The 15340-nt window shown below is 37.6% G+C and carries 15 protein-coding genes; 13 read left to right on the top strand and 2 right to left on the bottom strand.

Annotated elements, in window-relative coordinates:
* Positions 1 to 134: 134 nt before the first annotated feature.
* From panB to ACWM35_RS04835, 11 genes are all read left to right on the top strand, one after another.
* Complete coding sequence (gene panB / locus ACWM35_RS04885) at positions 135 to 971, top strand: 3-methyl-2-oxobutanoate hydroxymethyltransferase (protein WP_454816029.1); 837 nt, start codon at positions 135 to 137, stop codon at positions 969 to 971.
* Positions 968 to 1813: a pantoate--beta-alanine ligase gene (gene panC, locus ACWM35_RS04880; protein ID WP_454816027.1), complete on the top strand. Its 846-nt coding sequence runs from the start codon at positions 968 to 970 to the stop codon at positions 1811 to 1813. The genes panB and panC overlap by 4 nt, the downstream gene beginning before the upstream one ends.
* Before the next feature lie 34 nt (positions 1814 to 1847).
* Positions 1848 to 2231 carry an aspartate 1-decarboxylase gene (gene panD, locus ACWM35_RS04875; protein WP_454816025.1) on the top strand — a complete coding sequence of 128 codons (384 nt, stop codon included), beginning with the start codon at positions 1848 to 1850 and terminating at the stop codon, positions 2229 to 2231.
* A 118-nt stretch (positions 2232 to 2349) separates the two neighbouring features.
* Positions 2350 to 5151 (top strand): ATP-dependent DNA helicase DinG, encoded by a 2802-nt coding sequence (gene dinG, locus ACWM35_RS04870; protein WP_454816023.1) that lies wholly within the window; start codon positions 2350 to 2352, stop codon positions 5149 to 5151.
* A gap of 43 nt (positions 5152 to 5194) precedes the next feature.
* Positions 5195 to 6043: an ATP-dependent DNA helicase gene (locus ACWM35_RS04865; protein ID WP_454816021.1), complete on the top strand. Its 849-nt coding sequence runs from the start codon at positions 5195 to 5197 to the stop codon at positions 6041 to 6043.
* Between the two features lie 120 nt (positions 6044 to 6163).
* Positions 6164 to 6334: a YpmA family protein gene (locus tag ACWM35_RS04860; RefSeq protein ID WP_454816019.1), complete on the top strand. Its 171-nt coding sequence runs from the start codon at positions 6164 to 6166 to the stop codon at positions 6332 to 6334.
* Positions 6335 to 6348: 14 nt separating this feature from the next.
* A complete protein-coding gene (locus ACWM35_RS04855) occupies positions 6349 to 6822 on the top strand; it encodes a cell wall elongation regulator TseB-like domain-containing protein (RefSeq protein ID WP_454816017.1) in 474 nt (157 codons plus the stop codon).
* A 27-nt stretch (positions 6823 to 6849) separates the two neighbouring features.
* Positions 6850 to 8043 carry a pyridoxal phosphate-dependent aminotransferase gene (locus tag ACWM35_RS04850; RefSeq protein ID WP_454816015.1) on the top strand — a complete coding sequence of 398 codons (1194 nt, stop codon included), beginning with the start codon at positions 6850 to 6852 and terminating at the stop codon, positions 8041 to 8043.
* A 124-nt stretch (positions 8044 to 8167) separates the two neighbouring features.
* Positions 8168 to 8869: a DnaD domain-containing protein gene (locus tag ACWM35_RS04845; RefSeq protein WP_454816013.1), complete on the top strand. Its 702-nt coding sequence runs from the start codon at positions 8168 to 8170 to the stop codon at positions 8867 to 8869.
* A 72-nt stretch (positions 8870 to 8941) separates the two neighbouring features.
* A complete protein-coding gene (nth, locus tag ACWM35_RS04840; RefSeq protein ID WP_454816012.1) occupies positions 8942 to 9604 on the top strand; it encodes an endonuclease III in 663 nt (220 codons plus the stop codon).
* A complete protein-coding gene (locus ACWM35_RS04835; protein WP_454816010.1) occupies positions 9597 to 9998 on the top strand; it encodes a YpoC family protein in 402 nt (133 codons plus the stop codon). The genes nth and ACWM35_RS04835 overlap by 8 nt, the downstream gene beginning before the upstream one ends.
* A 21-nt stretch (positions 9999 to 10019) precedes the next feature.
* Here the strand turns inward: ACWM35_RS04835 and ACWM35_RS04830 are convergent, their stop codons facing one another.
* Both ACWM35_RS04830 and recU read right to left on the bottom strand, forming a co-directional pair.
* Positions 10020 to 12545, bottom strand: a complete 2526-nt coding sequence (locus ACWM35_RS04830) for a PBP1A family penicillin-binding protein (RefSeq protein ID WP_454816008.1) — start codon at positions 12543 to 12545, stop codon at positions 10020 to 10022.
* A gap of 36 nt (positions 12546 to 12581) precedes the next feature.
* A complete protein-coding gene (gene recU, locus ACWM35_RS04825) occupies positions 12582 to 13196 on the bottom strand; it encodes a Holliday junction resolvase RecU (protein ID WP_454816006.1) in 615 nt (204 codons plus the stop codon).
* Between the two features lie 182 nt (positions 13197 to 13378).
* Here recU and ACWM35_RS04820 point away from each other — a divergent pair, with 182 nt between their 5' ends.
* Entirely contained in the window at positions 13379 to 14353 is a 975-nt protein-coding gene (locus tag ACWM35_RS04820) for a DUF2515 family protein (protein WP_454816004.1), read from the top strand.
* A 680-nt stretch (positions 14354 to 15033) separates the two neighbouring features.
* On the top strand, positions 15034 to 15309 hold the full coding sequence (locus ACWM35_RS04815) for a hypothetical protein (protein ID WP_454816002.1): 276 nt from the start codon (positions 15034 to 15036) through the stop codon (positions 15307 to 15309).
* Positions 15310 to 15340 lie beyond the last annotated feature (31 nt).

Genomic DNA, 15340 nt, shown 5'->3' with positions numbered 1-15340 from the left:
CTAGATCCGTAAAGACGGACCGGGACAGAGGGATAAACATGTTTAAGAGTAATTTAGATCCTCTGCCTTCAGATGGATCTTTTTATTTGCTCTCGTTTTTTCCCCCTCTTCCTATAACTAAGGAGGGATTGTTGATGAAGCAAACGACGGATTTCTTGAAAATGAAACAAAGCAATGAAAAAATCGTCATGTTGACGGCATATGATTATCCATCTGCCAAACAGGCGGAACAGGGAGGAGTCGACTTAATTTTAGTAGGAGACTCTCTTGGGATGGTTGTACTGGGTTATGATTCTACCGTACCGGTGACGATGGAAGATATGATTCATCATACAAAAGCAGTAAAACGAGGAGCGAAAGAAACGTTTATTGTCGTTGATATGCCGTTTCTAACCTATCATCTATCAGTTAGAGATACAATAATCAATGCCGGCAGACTGATTCAAGAAACGGGTGCCCATGCTGTGAAGCTGGAGGGTGCTGGGGAAGTAATCGAGAAAATTTCGGCGATTACAAAATCCGGTATTCCTGCAATTGCACATCTTGGTTTAACTCCACAATCAGTAGGGGTGTTAGGCGGGTATAAAGTTCAAGGTAAGGATGCACAAGCGGCAATAAAATTAATCCAAGATGCCAAAAAATGCGAAGATGCAGGGGCATTTGCCATCGTTTTAGAATGTGTTCCCAAGCAGCTTGCTGAGGAAGTAACAAAGGCAGTATCGATACCGGTTATCGGTATTGGAGCAGGCGCTGAGGTGGATGGTCAAGTTCTTGTATACCATGACATTTTAGGGTACGGTGTCGATCGAGTGCCAAAGTTTGTTAAACAATATTATTCGTTAAATCCATTCATTATTGAATCGATTCATGCCTATAAAAATGATGTAAAAACTGTGAAATTCCCAGAGGACAAGCATTCATTTACGATGAAGGAACATGAACTTAGCGGTCTTTACGGAGGATTAAAATGAAGGTAATCACAACAATTAAGGACATGCAGGCAGAAATACAAGCACAGAAGGTAGAATCAAAATCGATTGGTTTTGTGCCAACTATGGGGTACTTACATGAAGGTCATTTAACGCTTATTAAACAAGCAAGACAGGAAAACGATCTCGTGGTTTTAAGTATTTTTGTCAATCCCTTACAATTTGGTCCAAATGAAGATTTTGCTACGTACCCAAGAGACTTTGATCGTGACCGGGCTTTGGCTGATGGTGAGCAGGTAGATTACCTTTTTTACCCATCAGTTGAAGAAATGTATCCACAGTCATCCTCGATCAAGATGATTGTACAGGATCGCACTGATGTACTCTGTGGTAAATCCCGTCCAGGCCATTTTGATGGGGTGGCGACTGTCTTGGCAAAGCTTTTTAATATTATCATGCCAACCAGAGCCTATTTTGGAATTAAGGATGCACAGCAGGTGGCTGTTGTAGAAGGATTAATTTCCGACTTTAATTTTCCTATCGAATTAATTCCTGTAGATATTGTCCGAGAAGATGACGGTCTTGCGAAGAGCTCCCGTAATGTCAATCTTCTTCCAGAAGAAAGAAATCAGGCGGTGATTCTTTATAAAAGCTTATTAGCAGCAAAGGGTGCTATTGATCTAGGGGAAAGAGATGTCGAAAAGATAACTTCACTAATAACAGAGATGATTACGTCTGATATCAAGGGATCGATAGATTACGTAGAGATCTATTCCTATCCACAGTTAAAGCCATTGGAAAAATTATCAGGTACCTTTATCATTGCAATCGCTGTAAAATTTTCAAGTGTTCGCTTAATAGATAATATCATCATTACCATCTAAGTACTTGACTAGAAGAAAATGGAGGAGGAATTTGATGTTTCGCCACATGATGAATGGAAAAATCCATCGCGCAACCGTAACAGAAGCAAATCTTAACTATGTTGGAAGTATTACAATTGACGAAGATCTTTTAGATGCGGTTGGAATGGTTGCAAATGAAAAGGTGCAAATTGTTAATAATAATAATGGTGCTCGCCTTGAAACATATATTATCCCAGGTGAAAGAGGCAGTGGTGTCATCTGTTTAAACGGTGCTGCAGCCAGGCTAGTTCAGAAGGGGGATATTGTTATTATTATCTCCTATTGTTTAGTTTCCGAGGAAAAGGTTCCAGCACATACACCGAAAGTCGCGATTATGGATGAAAATAATCGAATTAAAGAATTGCTTTTAGCTGAGCCTGCCTTAACAATTATGTAACGAATCCCCGTTAATGGGGATTTTTTTCTTTTTTTATGATACTTTTATATAATCGGACTATAATGTTGTTAACCAACTTTTTGCTTCGAATGTGAAAGCTTGAGGTGTGTTTAAATAGATGTTTAATAAATACGTTGTTATAGATTTAGAAACTACAGGAAATAACCCGAAAAAAGGGGATAAAATCATTCAATTTGCCGCTGTGATCATTGAAGAGGGCATTATCACAGAACGCTTCTCATCACTAATTAATCCCCAAAAGCCGATACCGGTTTTTATCGAGGAATTAACGGGTTTGAATGATGAAATGGTTAAGGATGCACCATTATTTTCGGAAATTGCCGCTAAAGTAATTTCTCTCTTAGATGGGGCCTATTTTGTTGCACACAATATCCTATTTGACTTGTCTTTTTTACAAGAAGAACTCATTCAAGCAGGTTATGAAGGCTTTTACGGCTCTGTTCTCGACACAGTCGAAATGGCAAGAATCCTATTTCCTACTGCTGATGGCTATAAATTATCTGATCTTGCCGCGAAAGAGGAGCTTCTTCATGATCGCCCCCATCAGGCAGATAGCGATGCTCAGGTCACTGCCGAGCTCTTTCTTATTCTTTTAAAAAAATTGACTGCGTTGCCTAGCTTAACACTCCGGCAACTTTCTCAGCTGGCAGGAGGATTAAAAAGTGATCTCCAGCAATTAATGGAGGAAATCATCCTTGAAAAGAATCAAACGATTGAGACTATTCCTTCATCGATTGAAATTTATCACACCTTGGCATTAAAGAATCATCTGAATAACACAATTGCCCATTCTGATCAGGAGAAATCGAGTTATCCAGCTACTGAACAGGAAAAAACAGCAATAGTCAGCAGAGGGTTTTCAGCTTTTGAAAAGCGGCTTGGGCAATTTCAGATGATGGATGGTGTTTACCATTCGTTTAAAAATGAAAAGCATGCCTTAATCGAAGCGGGTACTGGTGTTGGAAAATCACTGGGATATCTTTTGCCGGCCGCTTACTTTGCTAAAGAAAAAAGTATTCCTGTCGTGGTGAGTACATATACAATTCAGCTTCAGGAACAGATTCTTTATAAGGAGATTCCCCAATTAGAAAAGATGCTTCCCTTTTCACTAAAGTCAGTTTTGTTAAAAGGAAGAAATCATTATATTTGTTTAGACAAATTTTCAAGGACGTTAATAGAAGAAAATGATAATTATGATACGATATTAACAAAAATGCAAATCTTAGTTTGGCTGACTGAAACAGAGTCTGGTGATCGTGACGAATTGAATCTCTCCAGCGGGGGAAATATTTTTTGGAATAAAATTAAAAGTGAGCAAACCATCTTTACATGGAATTCTCTTTGGAAGGAAAGAGACTTCTATCTTCGGGCGAAATTAGAGGCATTGCATGCGGATATAATTGTGACTAATCATTCCTTATTTTTAAGCGATCTAACCGCCGAGAACTCGATCCTTCCAGATTTTCATTATGCGATTATCGATGAAGGCCATCATTTCGAAAAAGTAGCCAGCCAGTTTTTTGGACATTCATTAGATTATTTAACCACACGTTTGTTAATATCGCAGTTTGGTCATTATGATCAAAAACTTCTCTTTTTCGAATTAGAGGAGATGTTAAGGTTAAACAAAGGTAAAAATGATGATTTGATTAATACTGCTAAATTAAATCAGCTTGTGATAGATGTTAACTATGAGATGGATGAGTTTTTTAAGCTTACAGCCCTATTTGCAAAAGCAAAGGCTGCTGCAAGGAATGGAATCAATCGTGTTAAGGTTCGATTCACCCGTGGAGACGAGCGGAAGGACAGTACGGCTCTTGTTCATAGTGCCGAAAGGTTTGCTTTTTTATTAAAGGATTTTCAAGCTGAAATCTCTAAGCGTATAGAGAGGATTACAAGCCACGAGGAACTACTATCTGGCCAGCGAAAGAGTAAATTGGAAGAAATCCTTGCATTCCATAATGATTTGGAAATTCTGAGAAAAGCGGTCCAGGAGAGCTTTTTGAAAGCTGAAAACGATGTGAAATGGATTGAAATTGATTTTCGCTCGCAGCAAAATGTAACCACGTTTTTCGCACAGCCAGCGTTTGTTGCTGCTTCGTTACGTGAAAAACTTTTTAACGTGAAAAAGGGTGTAGTCATGACATCTGCTACCTTAACTGTGAACAACTCTTTCGAATTTATTATAAAAGAGCTTGGTCTTGACCCGGATGCGACGATGACAATGAACATTCCTTCACCGTTTGCTTATGATCATCAAGTGCAGCTGTTAATTCCTGAGGATCTGCCAGAGATTAAAGCTGTAACCATAGAAGAATATGTCATTGCGATTACCGAACATATCATATCGATTGCTGAAGCGACAAAAGGGAGAATGTTAATTCTCTTTACGGCTTATGACATGTTGAAGAAAACGTATGAACTCATTAAGGAAAGTGGCTTTCTAAATGATTATGTGTTGATTGCCCAGGGGATAACAAGTGGCAGTAGAACAAGACTGACAAGAAATTTTCAACGCTATGAAAAAGCGATTTTACTCGGGACTAGCAGCTTTTGGGAAGGTGTTGATATCCCTGGTGAAGATCTCTCATGTCTAGTTATCGTTAGACTTCCATTCAGTCCGCCCGATGAGCCGTTAACGGAGGCTAAATGCCAGATAATAAATCAGCAGGGTGGAAATGCCTTTATGGAATTCTCCCTACCAGAAGCGATATTAAGATTTAAACAAGGATTTGGCCGATTAATTCGCACAGAAAATGATCGTGGGATTATTCTTGTATTTGATAAACGGATTATTACAACAAAATATGGAAGATCCTTTTTGAAATCTATCCCAGATGTTCCTGTGAAAAAAGGCAATATTGATGACCTTGTTGAAATAATTAATCGCTGGTTATGAAATTGGAAAAAAATACACATCCTATAAAGAGGGAGGTATGTGTATGAGATCGTTAATCATTTTAACTGCAGTCTTTTTTAAATTCATATCAGTCGGATATGCCTCTAATGTTTTTAATGGAAATATAGAAAACATTGATCTAAATTTAAAAGACCATGAAATTGCAGTCACTTTTTTAGGTTTGTCAGATGGTGAAGCCACTTTGATCCAAGGGTCAAATGGGGAAAATATATTAGTGAACGCTGGAGTAAAGGAGACTAGCAAAGAATTAGAGGAAATGCTAAAGCTTTATGGTGTAAATGAGCTCCTTTCTCTTGTCATTACAAACAGACAAAATTTAGAAATAAATCAATTGAAAACAATGATTTCGAATTATAAAATAAAAGAATTAATTACCACACCTGAATTATCGGCTCAATTAAGAGACAATGACGATATAAACAAACAAGTAGAAGTTGTTGCGTGGGAGGAGGGAATGACCCAAAACCTCCTACCCGACTTGTTTGTAGAGGTTTTATATTCAGGAAAAGGGGAAAATGAGGGTCTAGATTTTACGTTGCAGTTTTTTAAGCATCGTCTCTTTTTTATGACTTCCTCTAGCCATCGTGTTGAGGGGACATTATTAAATAAGAATCTAGATGATATCAATGTATTTAAAGTACCTAATTGGGCAAAGGAAAACTCTTTATCAGAGAAACTAATTCAATATGTTAATCCGCAAATATCTATCCTATTTGAATCCGAAAAACACCTGCCGGATCCAGATATCATTCACGATCTACAGGATACATGGTCAGAAGTCTTTTTTACAAAAAAACACGGAACGGTAACGATTAAATTTACTGAAACAAATTACGAAGTCTTTACAATACCCATAGAACCAGAAGAATAATATATGGGAAATTATTGTTGTTAAATTACGGCATCGTTGAACACATATTTGCTGACACCTGTTATAATAAGTGAAAAGATTCTCATATATTGAATGTTAGCTATAAAGAGGAGGAATAGAATGGAATCAAAGATTGAAATACTTTCAACTGTGAAAATCGGGCATAGTCCAGATTTATATAAAATTGTCGATGCTCTTAATCGGACCTTAAAGCAAAAGGATCTTATGTTTGGTTTGGCTTTAGATCAAGAGGATCAAAGTAAGGCCGTTTTTACCATTTATCGTACATAAAGAAGTGGAGAAACATGAAAAAAATAATCTTAATTTTAGTCATTTTTGTATTCATTATTTTAGGTATTTCGATTAAAGTTTATCTAAGTGCAGTTAAGCCAGTAAATACGGCTGAAGAAAAAGCCGTCGCAGTTGCTAAAGAAAAGGTAAAGCTTAGTGAAGTGGAGGATTTTCATCTCTATCACGGGACAGAGACTGTCAGTGTCATCGAGGGGAAAAATAATAAAGGGGAAAATATTATTGTTTGGGTTCCTGAGAAGAGTAAAAAAGTGATGGTTGATAAAGCAAAGAATGGGATTTCAAGAGAAGAAGCTCTCGAAAGATTATTTGCCGAAAAAAATCCCAAAAAAATTATATCTGTTAGATTAGGAATGGAAAAAAATATACCTTTATGGGAAATTTACTACCGTTCTGAAAATAATTTAATAAATTATTACTATGTAGACTTTAAAACAGGTGAATGGCTCAAGAAAATTGAGAATTTATAGTAAGGTTGGAGAATGGAGGATATGGGAATGGCAGTAAATTTGGCAAATAGGGTGTTGGCTCTTACACCCTCTACAACTTTAGCGATTACAGCAAAAGCAAAGGAGCTGAAGGAACAAGGGGAGGATGTTATTGGTTTAGGAGCTGGGGAACCTGACTATAACACACCACAGCATATTCTTGATGCTGCGGTTAAGTCCATGAATGAGGGTCAAACGAAATATACCCCGTCTGCTGGACTACCAGCTTTAAAAAAGGCGATTATATCAAAACTTGAAAAGGACCAAGGCCTTTCATACAAGCCCAATCAGATAATTGTTGGAAATGGCGCAAAGCATATATTATATACATTGTTTCAGGTTCTTCTTAATGAAGATGATGAAGTAATTATACCTATTCCATACTGGGTAAGTTATCCTGAACAAGTTAAGCTGGCAGGGGGAGTACCTGTTTATGTTGAAGGTTTAGAAACAAATCAATTTAAAATTACTCCGGATCAACTAGTAAATGCCATTACAGATAAGACAAAAGCAGTGATCATTAATTCACCAAGTAACCCAACGGGAGTTATTTATACAGCAGAAGAACTTGCAGAGTTAGGAAAAGTCTGTCTTGAACAAAATATTCTAATTGTTTCTGATGAGATTTATGAGAAGTTGGTTTATGGAAATCATCAGCATATCTCCATTGCCCAGCTATCACCAGAATTAAAAGAACAAACAATTGTGATAAATGGTGTGTCCAAATCTCATTCTATGACTGGGTGGAGAATTGGTTATGCAGCTGGAAATACAGAAATCGTGGAAGCTATGACTAACTTGGCAAGTCATAGTACTTCAAATCCAACGACTACTGCACAGTATGCAGCAATAGCCGCTTATAATGGTTCACAAGAACCTGTTGAAGAAATGCGCAAGGCTTTTGAGCATAGATTAGAAATTATTTTTGAAAAATTAATTGCGATTCCAGGGTTTTCCTGTGTCAAACCGCAAGGAGCATTTTACTTATATCCAAACGTAAAACAAGCTGCTGAAATGACTGGATATCAGGATGTAGACGCATTTGTTGAGGCTTTGCTAGTAGAAGCAAAAGTAGCCGTCATTCCAGGCTCTGGATTTGGAACACCTGATAATATCCGTTTATCCTATGCAACTTCTTTAGACTTACTTGAAGAAGCAGTGGTGCGTATTCAGCAATTTGTCGAATCAAAACGTCAATCTTAAAAAATTGCCATACAAGAGAAAGTCTGCATTGTGCAGGCTTTTTATATTTCTATCAAAATATGGTTAGTCATATTCTCTTACTAGCAGGTGGTGTTCATGATATACTATTTAGGAGGTGTTCCGAATGAAAACGAATCTATTATCATGGCTGCAGGAAGGCAATATTTCAGTTCCTGTGGTTTTATTATCTGAGTACAGAAATCTGAATATTAATGAATATGAACTTGTTCTTTTATTAAATATCATTAGCTTTATCGAAAAAGGAAATGATTTTCCAACACCAGAAGAGTTGACGGAAAGGATGACCATTTCTGTTTCTGATTGTATCCAGATGCTGCGCAGATTAATTCAAAAAGGATTTATTGAAATTAAGGATGAGTATTCCAATGAGGGAATACGATATGAGAAATATTCAGTGCAGCCAATGTGGGAAAAACTTATTGATCAGTTTTTGATGAAAAATAAAACGACTCCTGAACCAAGTAAAGATGTTGAAGAAATGGATTTATATACATGCTTTGAAAAAGAATTTGGACGGCCCTTGTCCCCATTTGAGTGTGAATCGTTGGGGATGTGGATGGATGATGACCACCATGATCCGATTATCATTAAAGCAGCATTACGGGAAGCGGTAATGTCAGGGAAATTAAACTTTCGCTACATCGACCGAATTCTATTTGAATGGAAGAAAAATGGCATTAAAACGATTGAACAGGCTAAAAATCACGGACGAAAATTTCGCCAAAAGCAGACTCAACATCGTCCAGCCCAAGAACCACAAACTCAGGCAAATCCCGATCTTTTCTACAATTGGCTTGAACAATAAGTTGTTGTCTGACGAGAGGAAAAATTCTCTCGTTTTATTTAATTTTAATCAACGTTATGGCAGGTGAGTTATATGTTAAATAATACGCAAATTAAGTATTGTCTTGATCAAATTGGAGAAATGTTTCCTGAAGCACATTGCGAATTAAATCATTCCAATCCATTAGAATTAGTTATTGCCGTTGCTTTATCCGCACAATGTACAGATGTGCTCGTAAATAAAGTGACCAAAAATTTATTTAAAAAATATAAAATTCCAGAAGATTATTTAAACGTACCCCTCGAGGAATTACAAAATGATATTCGCTCAATCGGGTTATACAGAAATAAGGCAAAGAATATCCAAAATCTGTGCAGACTTATTTTGGAGGAATATAACGGAGAAGTTCCTAGAGATCGTGATGAATTAACGAAACTGCCCGGTGTTGGCAGAAAAACAGCCAATGTAGTTGTTTCAGTTGCTTTTAATATCCCTGCGATTGCAGTTGATACTCATGTTGAAAGAGTAAGTAAGCGGTTAGGGATTTGCCGCTGGAAAGATTCTGTGCTTGAAGTTGAAAAGACATTAATGAAAAAGGTGCCTAAAGAGGAATGGTCGGTCACACACCACCGCTTGATCTTTTTTGGGAGATATCATTGTAAGGCGCAAAATCCACAATGTCCAAGCTGTCCGCTATTGGAGATGTGCAGGGAAGGAAAAAAGAGAATGAAGGGTAGGGAACTAGTAAATGGGTAAAGAACTTTCTATTCCCTTTCTCGAGGAATATATTTTTGATATGAAACATGAAGTATCTTTCATATTGATTGAATGGAAAAAAGTAAAGGAACAGCTTGAGGTTTTATATCGAGAACGTGATCAAAAGAATACGCTTGATGGAATGAAAAAAGGTGTATCCTTATTTATTCATTACCTATTTTGGACAAATGAGCAACCGATAAATTCAACTAAGTCTATTACTTTAGACGTTTTGGAAGTAAAGCCTGTTAATCTTGAAGAAAGAATAGGTTTTATTATTGCAAGACCCAATTTATATCATTCCTTCCGACAACTATCAGAATTAATGACAGAACAAGAAAAGTTATTTGCGAAGAAAAATATATTGAAAAAAGCGTCTAAGCCAAAAGGCTAGACGCTTATTTATTACTAAATATTAATTTCCAGAATTTCCATTTCCATTTCCATTTCCGTTACCGTTACCGTTACCTGTTCCGCCTCCAGGTGGTGTGCCAGGATTAGTAGTTCCAGGAATCACATCACCATCACCATCTCCCTCATCATCATTTTCATCTTCCTCATCATCTGTATAATCCGGTTTAGGAATATCAACAGTAACGGAAGTTGGATCACTCCTCTTATCGCCGCTAATAGCAACGATCGTAATGGTATATTTTGATCCAGGGTTTGGATTCTTGATTATGACAAGTTTTTCAGTAACAGTAGATTGCTTTTGTCCTGCGCCATCAGATACAGTAACTTCAAATTGAACTCCATTGTTGCCTGGGTTATTGTAATCCCAGGTTAATGTAATCTCATTCTTAGCGATATCATATTGGGCTTGTGTATTTGTTGGTGCTGCAAGCTTATGATACTTCTCTGAGACCGTTTTAGGTGCATGCCCCTTAATCGCATACTCTGTAATAACTTCGCTATCCGGAGTAAACTCACTAGCCAAGGCAGGTGGCTTCGAACCTTTTTCAATTCGTACCTTTTGAACACTATCAGGCACAGTAAAGTCTGGTGTTTCAATATCCTTTGATATATGGGCCATTAAGTTCTTGAAAATTTCCATTGCAATTCTCTGATCTTTTCCGGGCTTAATCGGGATTTTCCGTTCACCGTAACCAGTCCATACCGATATGGAATAATTGGTCGTATATCCTGTGAACCAAGCATCTGGAACTGACTTACCATTAATATTCCATTTTTTTAATTCATCTGCCGTATAGTTGGTTGTTCCTGTTTTTCCGGCAATCGGTAGACCAGGTACTTTTGCTGCTGTACCTGTACCTGGTGATACAAGGACGCTTTTTAACATATCGGTAATCATAAAGGCTGTATAATCCTTCATTACAATCTTTGGCTCTGGAGCGGTGTCAATGACGGTTCCATCACGTAGTTCAATTTGTTTTACCGTGTGAGGCTTCGAATAGAAACCGTTATTTCCAAAAGCACTGTATGCTCCCGCCATTTCTAATGGAGAAACACCGACTGTATCTCCCCCTAAGCCACCAATAGCGTATGACTCATAAATTTCTTTTAAAGGTATACCAAGACTGACTGCAAAGTCTTTCGCCTCCTCTAAGCCTACCTGTTGTAAAGCTTGAACAGCAGGGGTATTTCGTGACAACTGGAGGGCAGTTCGCATTGAAATTGGGCCTAAATACTTGTCATCCCAATTTCCGAATTCTTGTCCAGTGGAATACTTAATTGGTTTATCATCGATTGTTTGGTACGTACCCCATTTTAGATATTCAATGGCAGGGCCATAATCTAGAATCGGTTTTATGGTTGAACCAGGTTGACGCTTTGTATCTATCGCATAGTTAAAACCACGTTTGACCTGTTGATTTCTCCCGCCGCCAATCGCGCGAATTTCTCCCGTTTTCGTATCAACAACGGCAATTCCTGCTTGGAATTGGTCATCTGGGTAGGCGATGACTTCATTCGTATTAAGGATCTTATTTACCTGATCTTGTGCATTTTGATCTAGGGTAGTACGTATGGTTAGTCCATCGGCAAAGATGTCAAAATCTCCTTGTTCTTCCACCTCATCGATAACGGCATCGACAAAGGAGTCATAAGGTTTTTCTTCTCGATTACGTTGATCTTCCGGAACCAATGTTGCTGTAACAGGAACACTCTTAGCTTCTTCCATTTCTTGCTTTGAAATAAAGCCATGCTGTTCCATTAATGTTAGGACGATATTCCGGCGTTTTTCCGCTAATTCAGGATAATTAAAAGGATTATAATTATTTGGACTTTGTGGCATTCCTGCAAGCTGAGCTGCTTCTGGAAGAGTAAGCTCGTTTAGTGGCTTTCCATAATAGATTTTGGCAGCAGTAGCAAGTCCATGACTATTTTCAGAGACAAAAACTTTGTTTACATACATTTCTAGAATTTGATGCTTCGTATATTTTTGCTCCAGCTGATAGGCCAGCCATGCCTCCTGAACTTTACGTTTTAAAGTTTTTTCTGGTGTTAAAAAAGAATTCTTGATAACCTGCTGCGTAATCGTACTTGCACCTTCAGAACCAAAGCCATCACGAAAATTGGCGATAACGGCTCCTCCTAGGCGGATCGGGTCTAGGCCATGATGCTTATAAAAACGAACATCTTCAACAGCTAAGACCGCATTTTCAACCAGTTTAGGTATATCCTTATAATTCACATATTCTCTGTTTTCAGATCCAACCTCAGCGATTAACTCATCATTTTTATCTAAAACCTTTGAAGAAATAGGATCTTTTAATAGTTTTGGGTCAAGTTTAGGGGTATCTTTGATTAAATAGGCAAAAGTTCCAATGCCTGCAAAAATTCCAACGACTCCAAGGATAACTACTATTAATAAAATTTTCTTCGCAAGACCTGCAGGTTTTTTCTGCTTTTTTGTTTTCCCCTTGGACTGGGACTGGAGTTTTTTACGGCGTTCCTCTCGTGTCTGATACTGATCTGCCATTAAAAATTCAATCCTTTCTAACTCACACTCTTTTCCTTATGATAAATGGAATAGAGCATCTATAATCTTAATATAATCAATTCTTGGTTGAAATCCAATTGGTATCATTACTCCGTTTTGTTCAATCTCGTCCTTTGTAACCGATTTTCTGCCACCATTCATCATCCGCTCCCAGTAACTTAACAGGTGTTTTGCCTCAAGGAAATACACTTGTTCAAACTTTGAAAAACGAAGAATGACAAAACAAATACCACCTTGATTTAGAACTTCTTCCATGTGATCAATTTGATGCTGGTGGAAGTTTTTTAAGGGAAAGGATGTTGGGTTTAATGTTTCCTTCGCCTCAAAGTCGATGTATTTTCCTTTATAAATCCCATTATAATCGGTCGTCGATGCCTGTTTGAAATAAGCTTCCTTGATAACAGCAGCGCTTCTTTTTGGATAATCAACTTGGACGATTTGAACAGGTGTAGGCTTTTTGTGAATTAAAGCTATTTTTCTTTCTCGGTAATACTCATTAGTATCATTTAGATCTTCTTCAAGAGTCATTCCTCGATTACTATAGGAATGATTGCTCAACTTCTTTCCTTTCGCAGGAGGTACAGTTTCTTTAGGGATGTACCTTTTTCCGTTTGGATAATTAAAATTCATGATAAGCACCTCACAAGCTATTACCTATCATATCAAATCTTAGAAAAACAGGCTGTATAAAAATATTTTGGTCACACATGATAATACAACAATGTACCTTTCCTAAAAGAAAAAATCATGATTCTTTTTACGTGAAATTTGTTTATCTAAGAAACTATGAAATCATATTAAGGAAGATGAATATGAATCATCTTACGATACAGGAAATTGAGCTAATCAGTCAAATCAAAAGTGAAACAGATAGAAAAAATCTCGATAATATTTCGAGGACGGATGCCTATTTCAACTATTTTAAAAAGAATCCGGATATTATTTGGTCGTTCCTTGCTAGTATGGTTTCAAGAAATGGCGGTTGGAATATGTGTGACCTTGAGGGTCCTGTATTTCAAGAAATATTAAAGCCACAAACAAGAAAGCAATTATTCCTTACCTATGAAAGAGCCAATTGGTTAATATTTCGTGATGTATTTCCACAATTATTGCTCTATCATTATTCGACGAAAATAAATCGTCCAATGTTTCATCTACTTCCCTATTTTTGTGTTTCAACATTTATCCAAAAAGAATGGTATCGATATTGGAAGGAGAAGGGGAGAGAGCGGCTGACAATTTCTCTTATTATTAATGAGCAAAATGTAATCCATTCACCGGTAATCAAACATCCGATCTATAAAAATAAAGTATTTCATTCGGTCATTTTTAACTTTCAGGATTGGCTGCACTTTAGTTGTGTCCTATTTCCAACCTGCGGGGGAGAGTTATATGGTGCAAGTGTGAACGGGTTTCAGTCGCTTTCCAACCGAATTAACCTAGGAAAAAGACTTGCACGAATTCTTACCAATCCGCGTCTCTTTCCCCATTTTTTCGAATTTGCGGACAAAACACCTCATACTGGTTCGCGAAATGACTACGAGCAATATTTAAAAACAAGAATGAACAACAAGACCCCGATTTTGAGAGCAACCTTTCCAATCATTGAGCATCATCAGCATCAGTATGAAGATTGGAGCAGGAATCGTTTCATTTCTCCAGTTTGGACAAGGTTTCCGGTCAAGCACCGCCATCCTATCCATTTAACAGATTGGTACATGGAGAAAAGGAATCAGCTTGACTTACTGCTGTCTTTACATAAAACAATGCATCTAAAGAAAATGTAAAAAAGCAAGGAAGACCTTGCTTTTTGTTTTATACAGGTAATATTATATTCGACTTTGAGAATTGTCTTGCTCCAGCGCCTAGGGCTCGGGTCATAAGCCTGTCTAGTTCCGGCTCCTTGGGACTCGAGTCGTAAGCCGCCCTCTGAAGAAGGCAGAAAGCGCCTTCTTGCAGTGGTCGTCTTACGCCTTCGTCCCAGGGCAGTCGCCTCCACTTTTCGATCAAGCCGTCAAAAAGGTTAAAAAGCAACCTTCTCGCCGGCTCGTCTGATGCCTGGCTACAGAAAGCTATCGCTTTCTGTACGCATTAAGGGAGACTAAGCTCTGTCTTCGCCAATCGCTAATTCTCCCTATATCGCCCCTGGGCAAGGCGCTTCCGCTTTTCTAATTATGTTGATGGACGGTCTGGACCTTCTAGCTTTTTATCACCATAGCCCACATTTTTTACTGCTTCAGACTGAACTGGCTTTTTATTTTGTTTCTTTTTGGCCATTATGAACACCTCCAATTTTAGCTTGTACGATTTAATCATTTTCATGCGAACTATGGTTTATGTCGAATGGGAAAATCAAGATTGCCAAATTTTCACTTTCTTTGACGAATAGATTCTAGTTTTGTCAAGTGGGAAGGATGACGCTTAAAGAAGGAGAATAATTACTAGTAAATAACCGCGAGGAGGTTCAATGAATATGTCATTGCCAGAAAAAGAAATGCTGCTTTCCATGCTGACAGAAGTGTATGATCAATTAGAGGAATTAGAGCAAGTTCTCGAAGCATCATTCTCAGACCTTCGCCATAATTTGAATAATGAAGAGCTAGATAAAATATCTACAACAGAAATAAGAATTTCAAAGCTTGAAAAAGAAATAGATAACATTAGTCCATCTTTTGATGAAACTGGAAAAGAAACGAAACGCAGTTCCGTATCAAGTGCATTGAAACTTGAAATGGGTTTTTAAATAACGATAAAATAAGAAGAGATTGATTGGA

It is taken from the genome of Neobacillus sp. K501 (genome assembly GCF_053749995.1).
The sequence above is the reverse complement of the archived record's forward strand: the minus strand, read 5'-3'. Positions and strand labels throughout refer to the sequence as shown.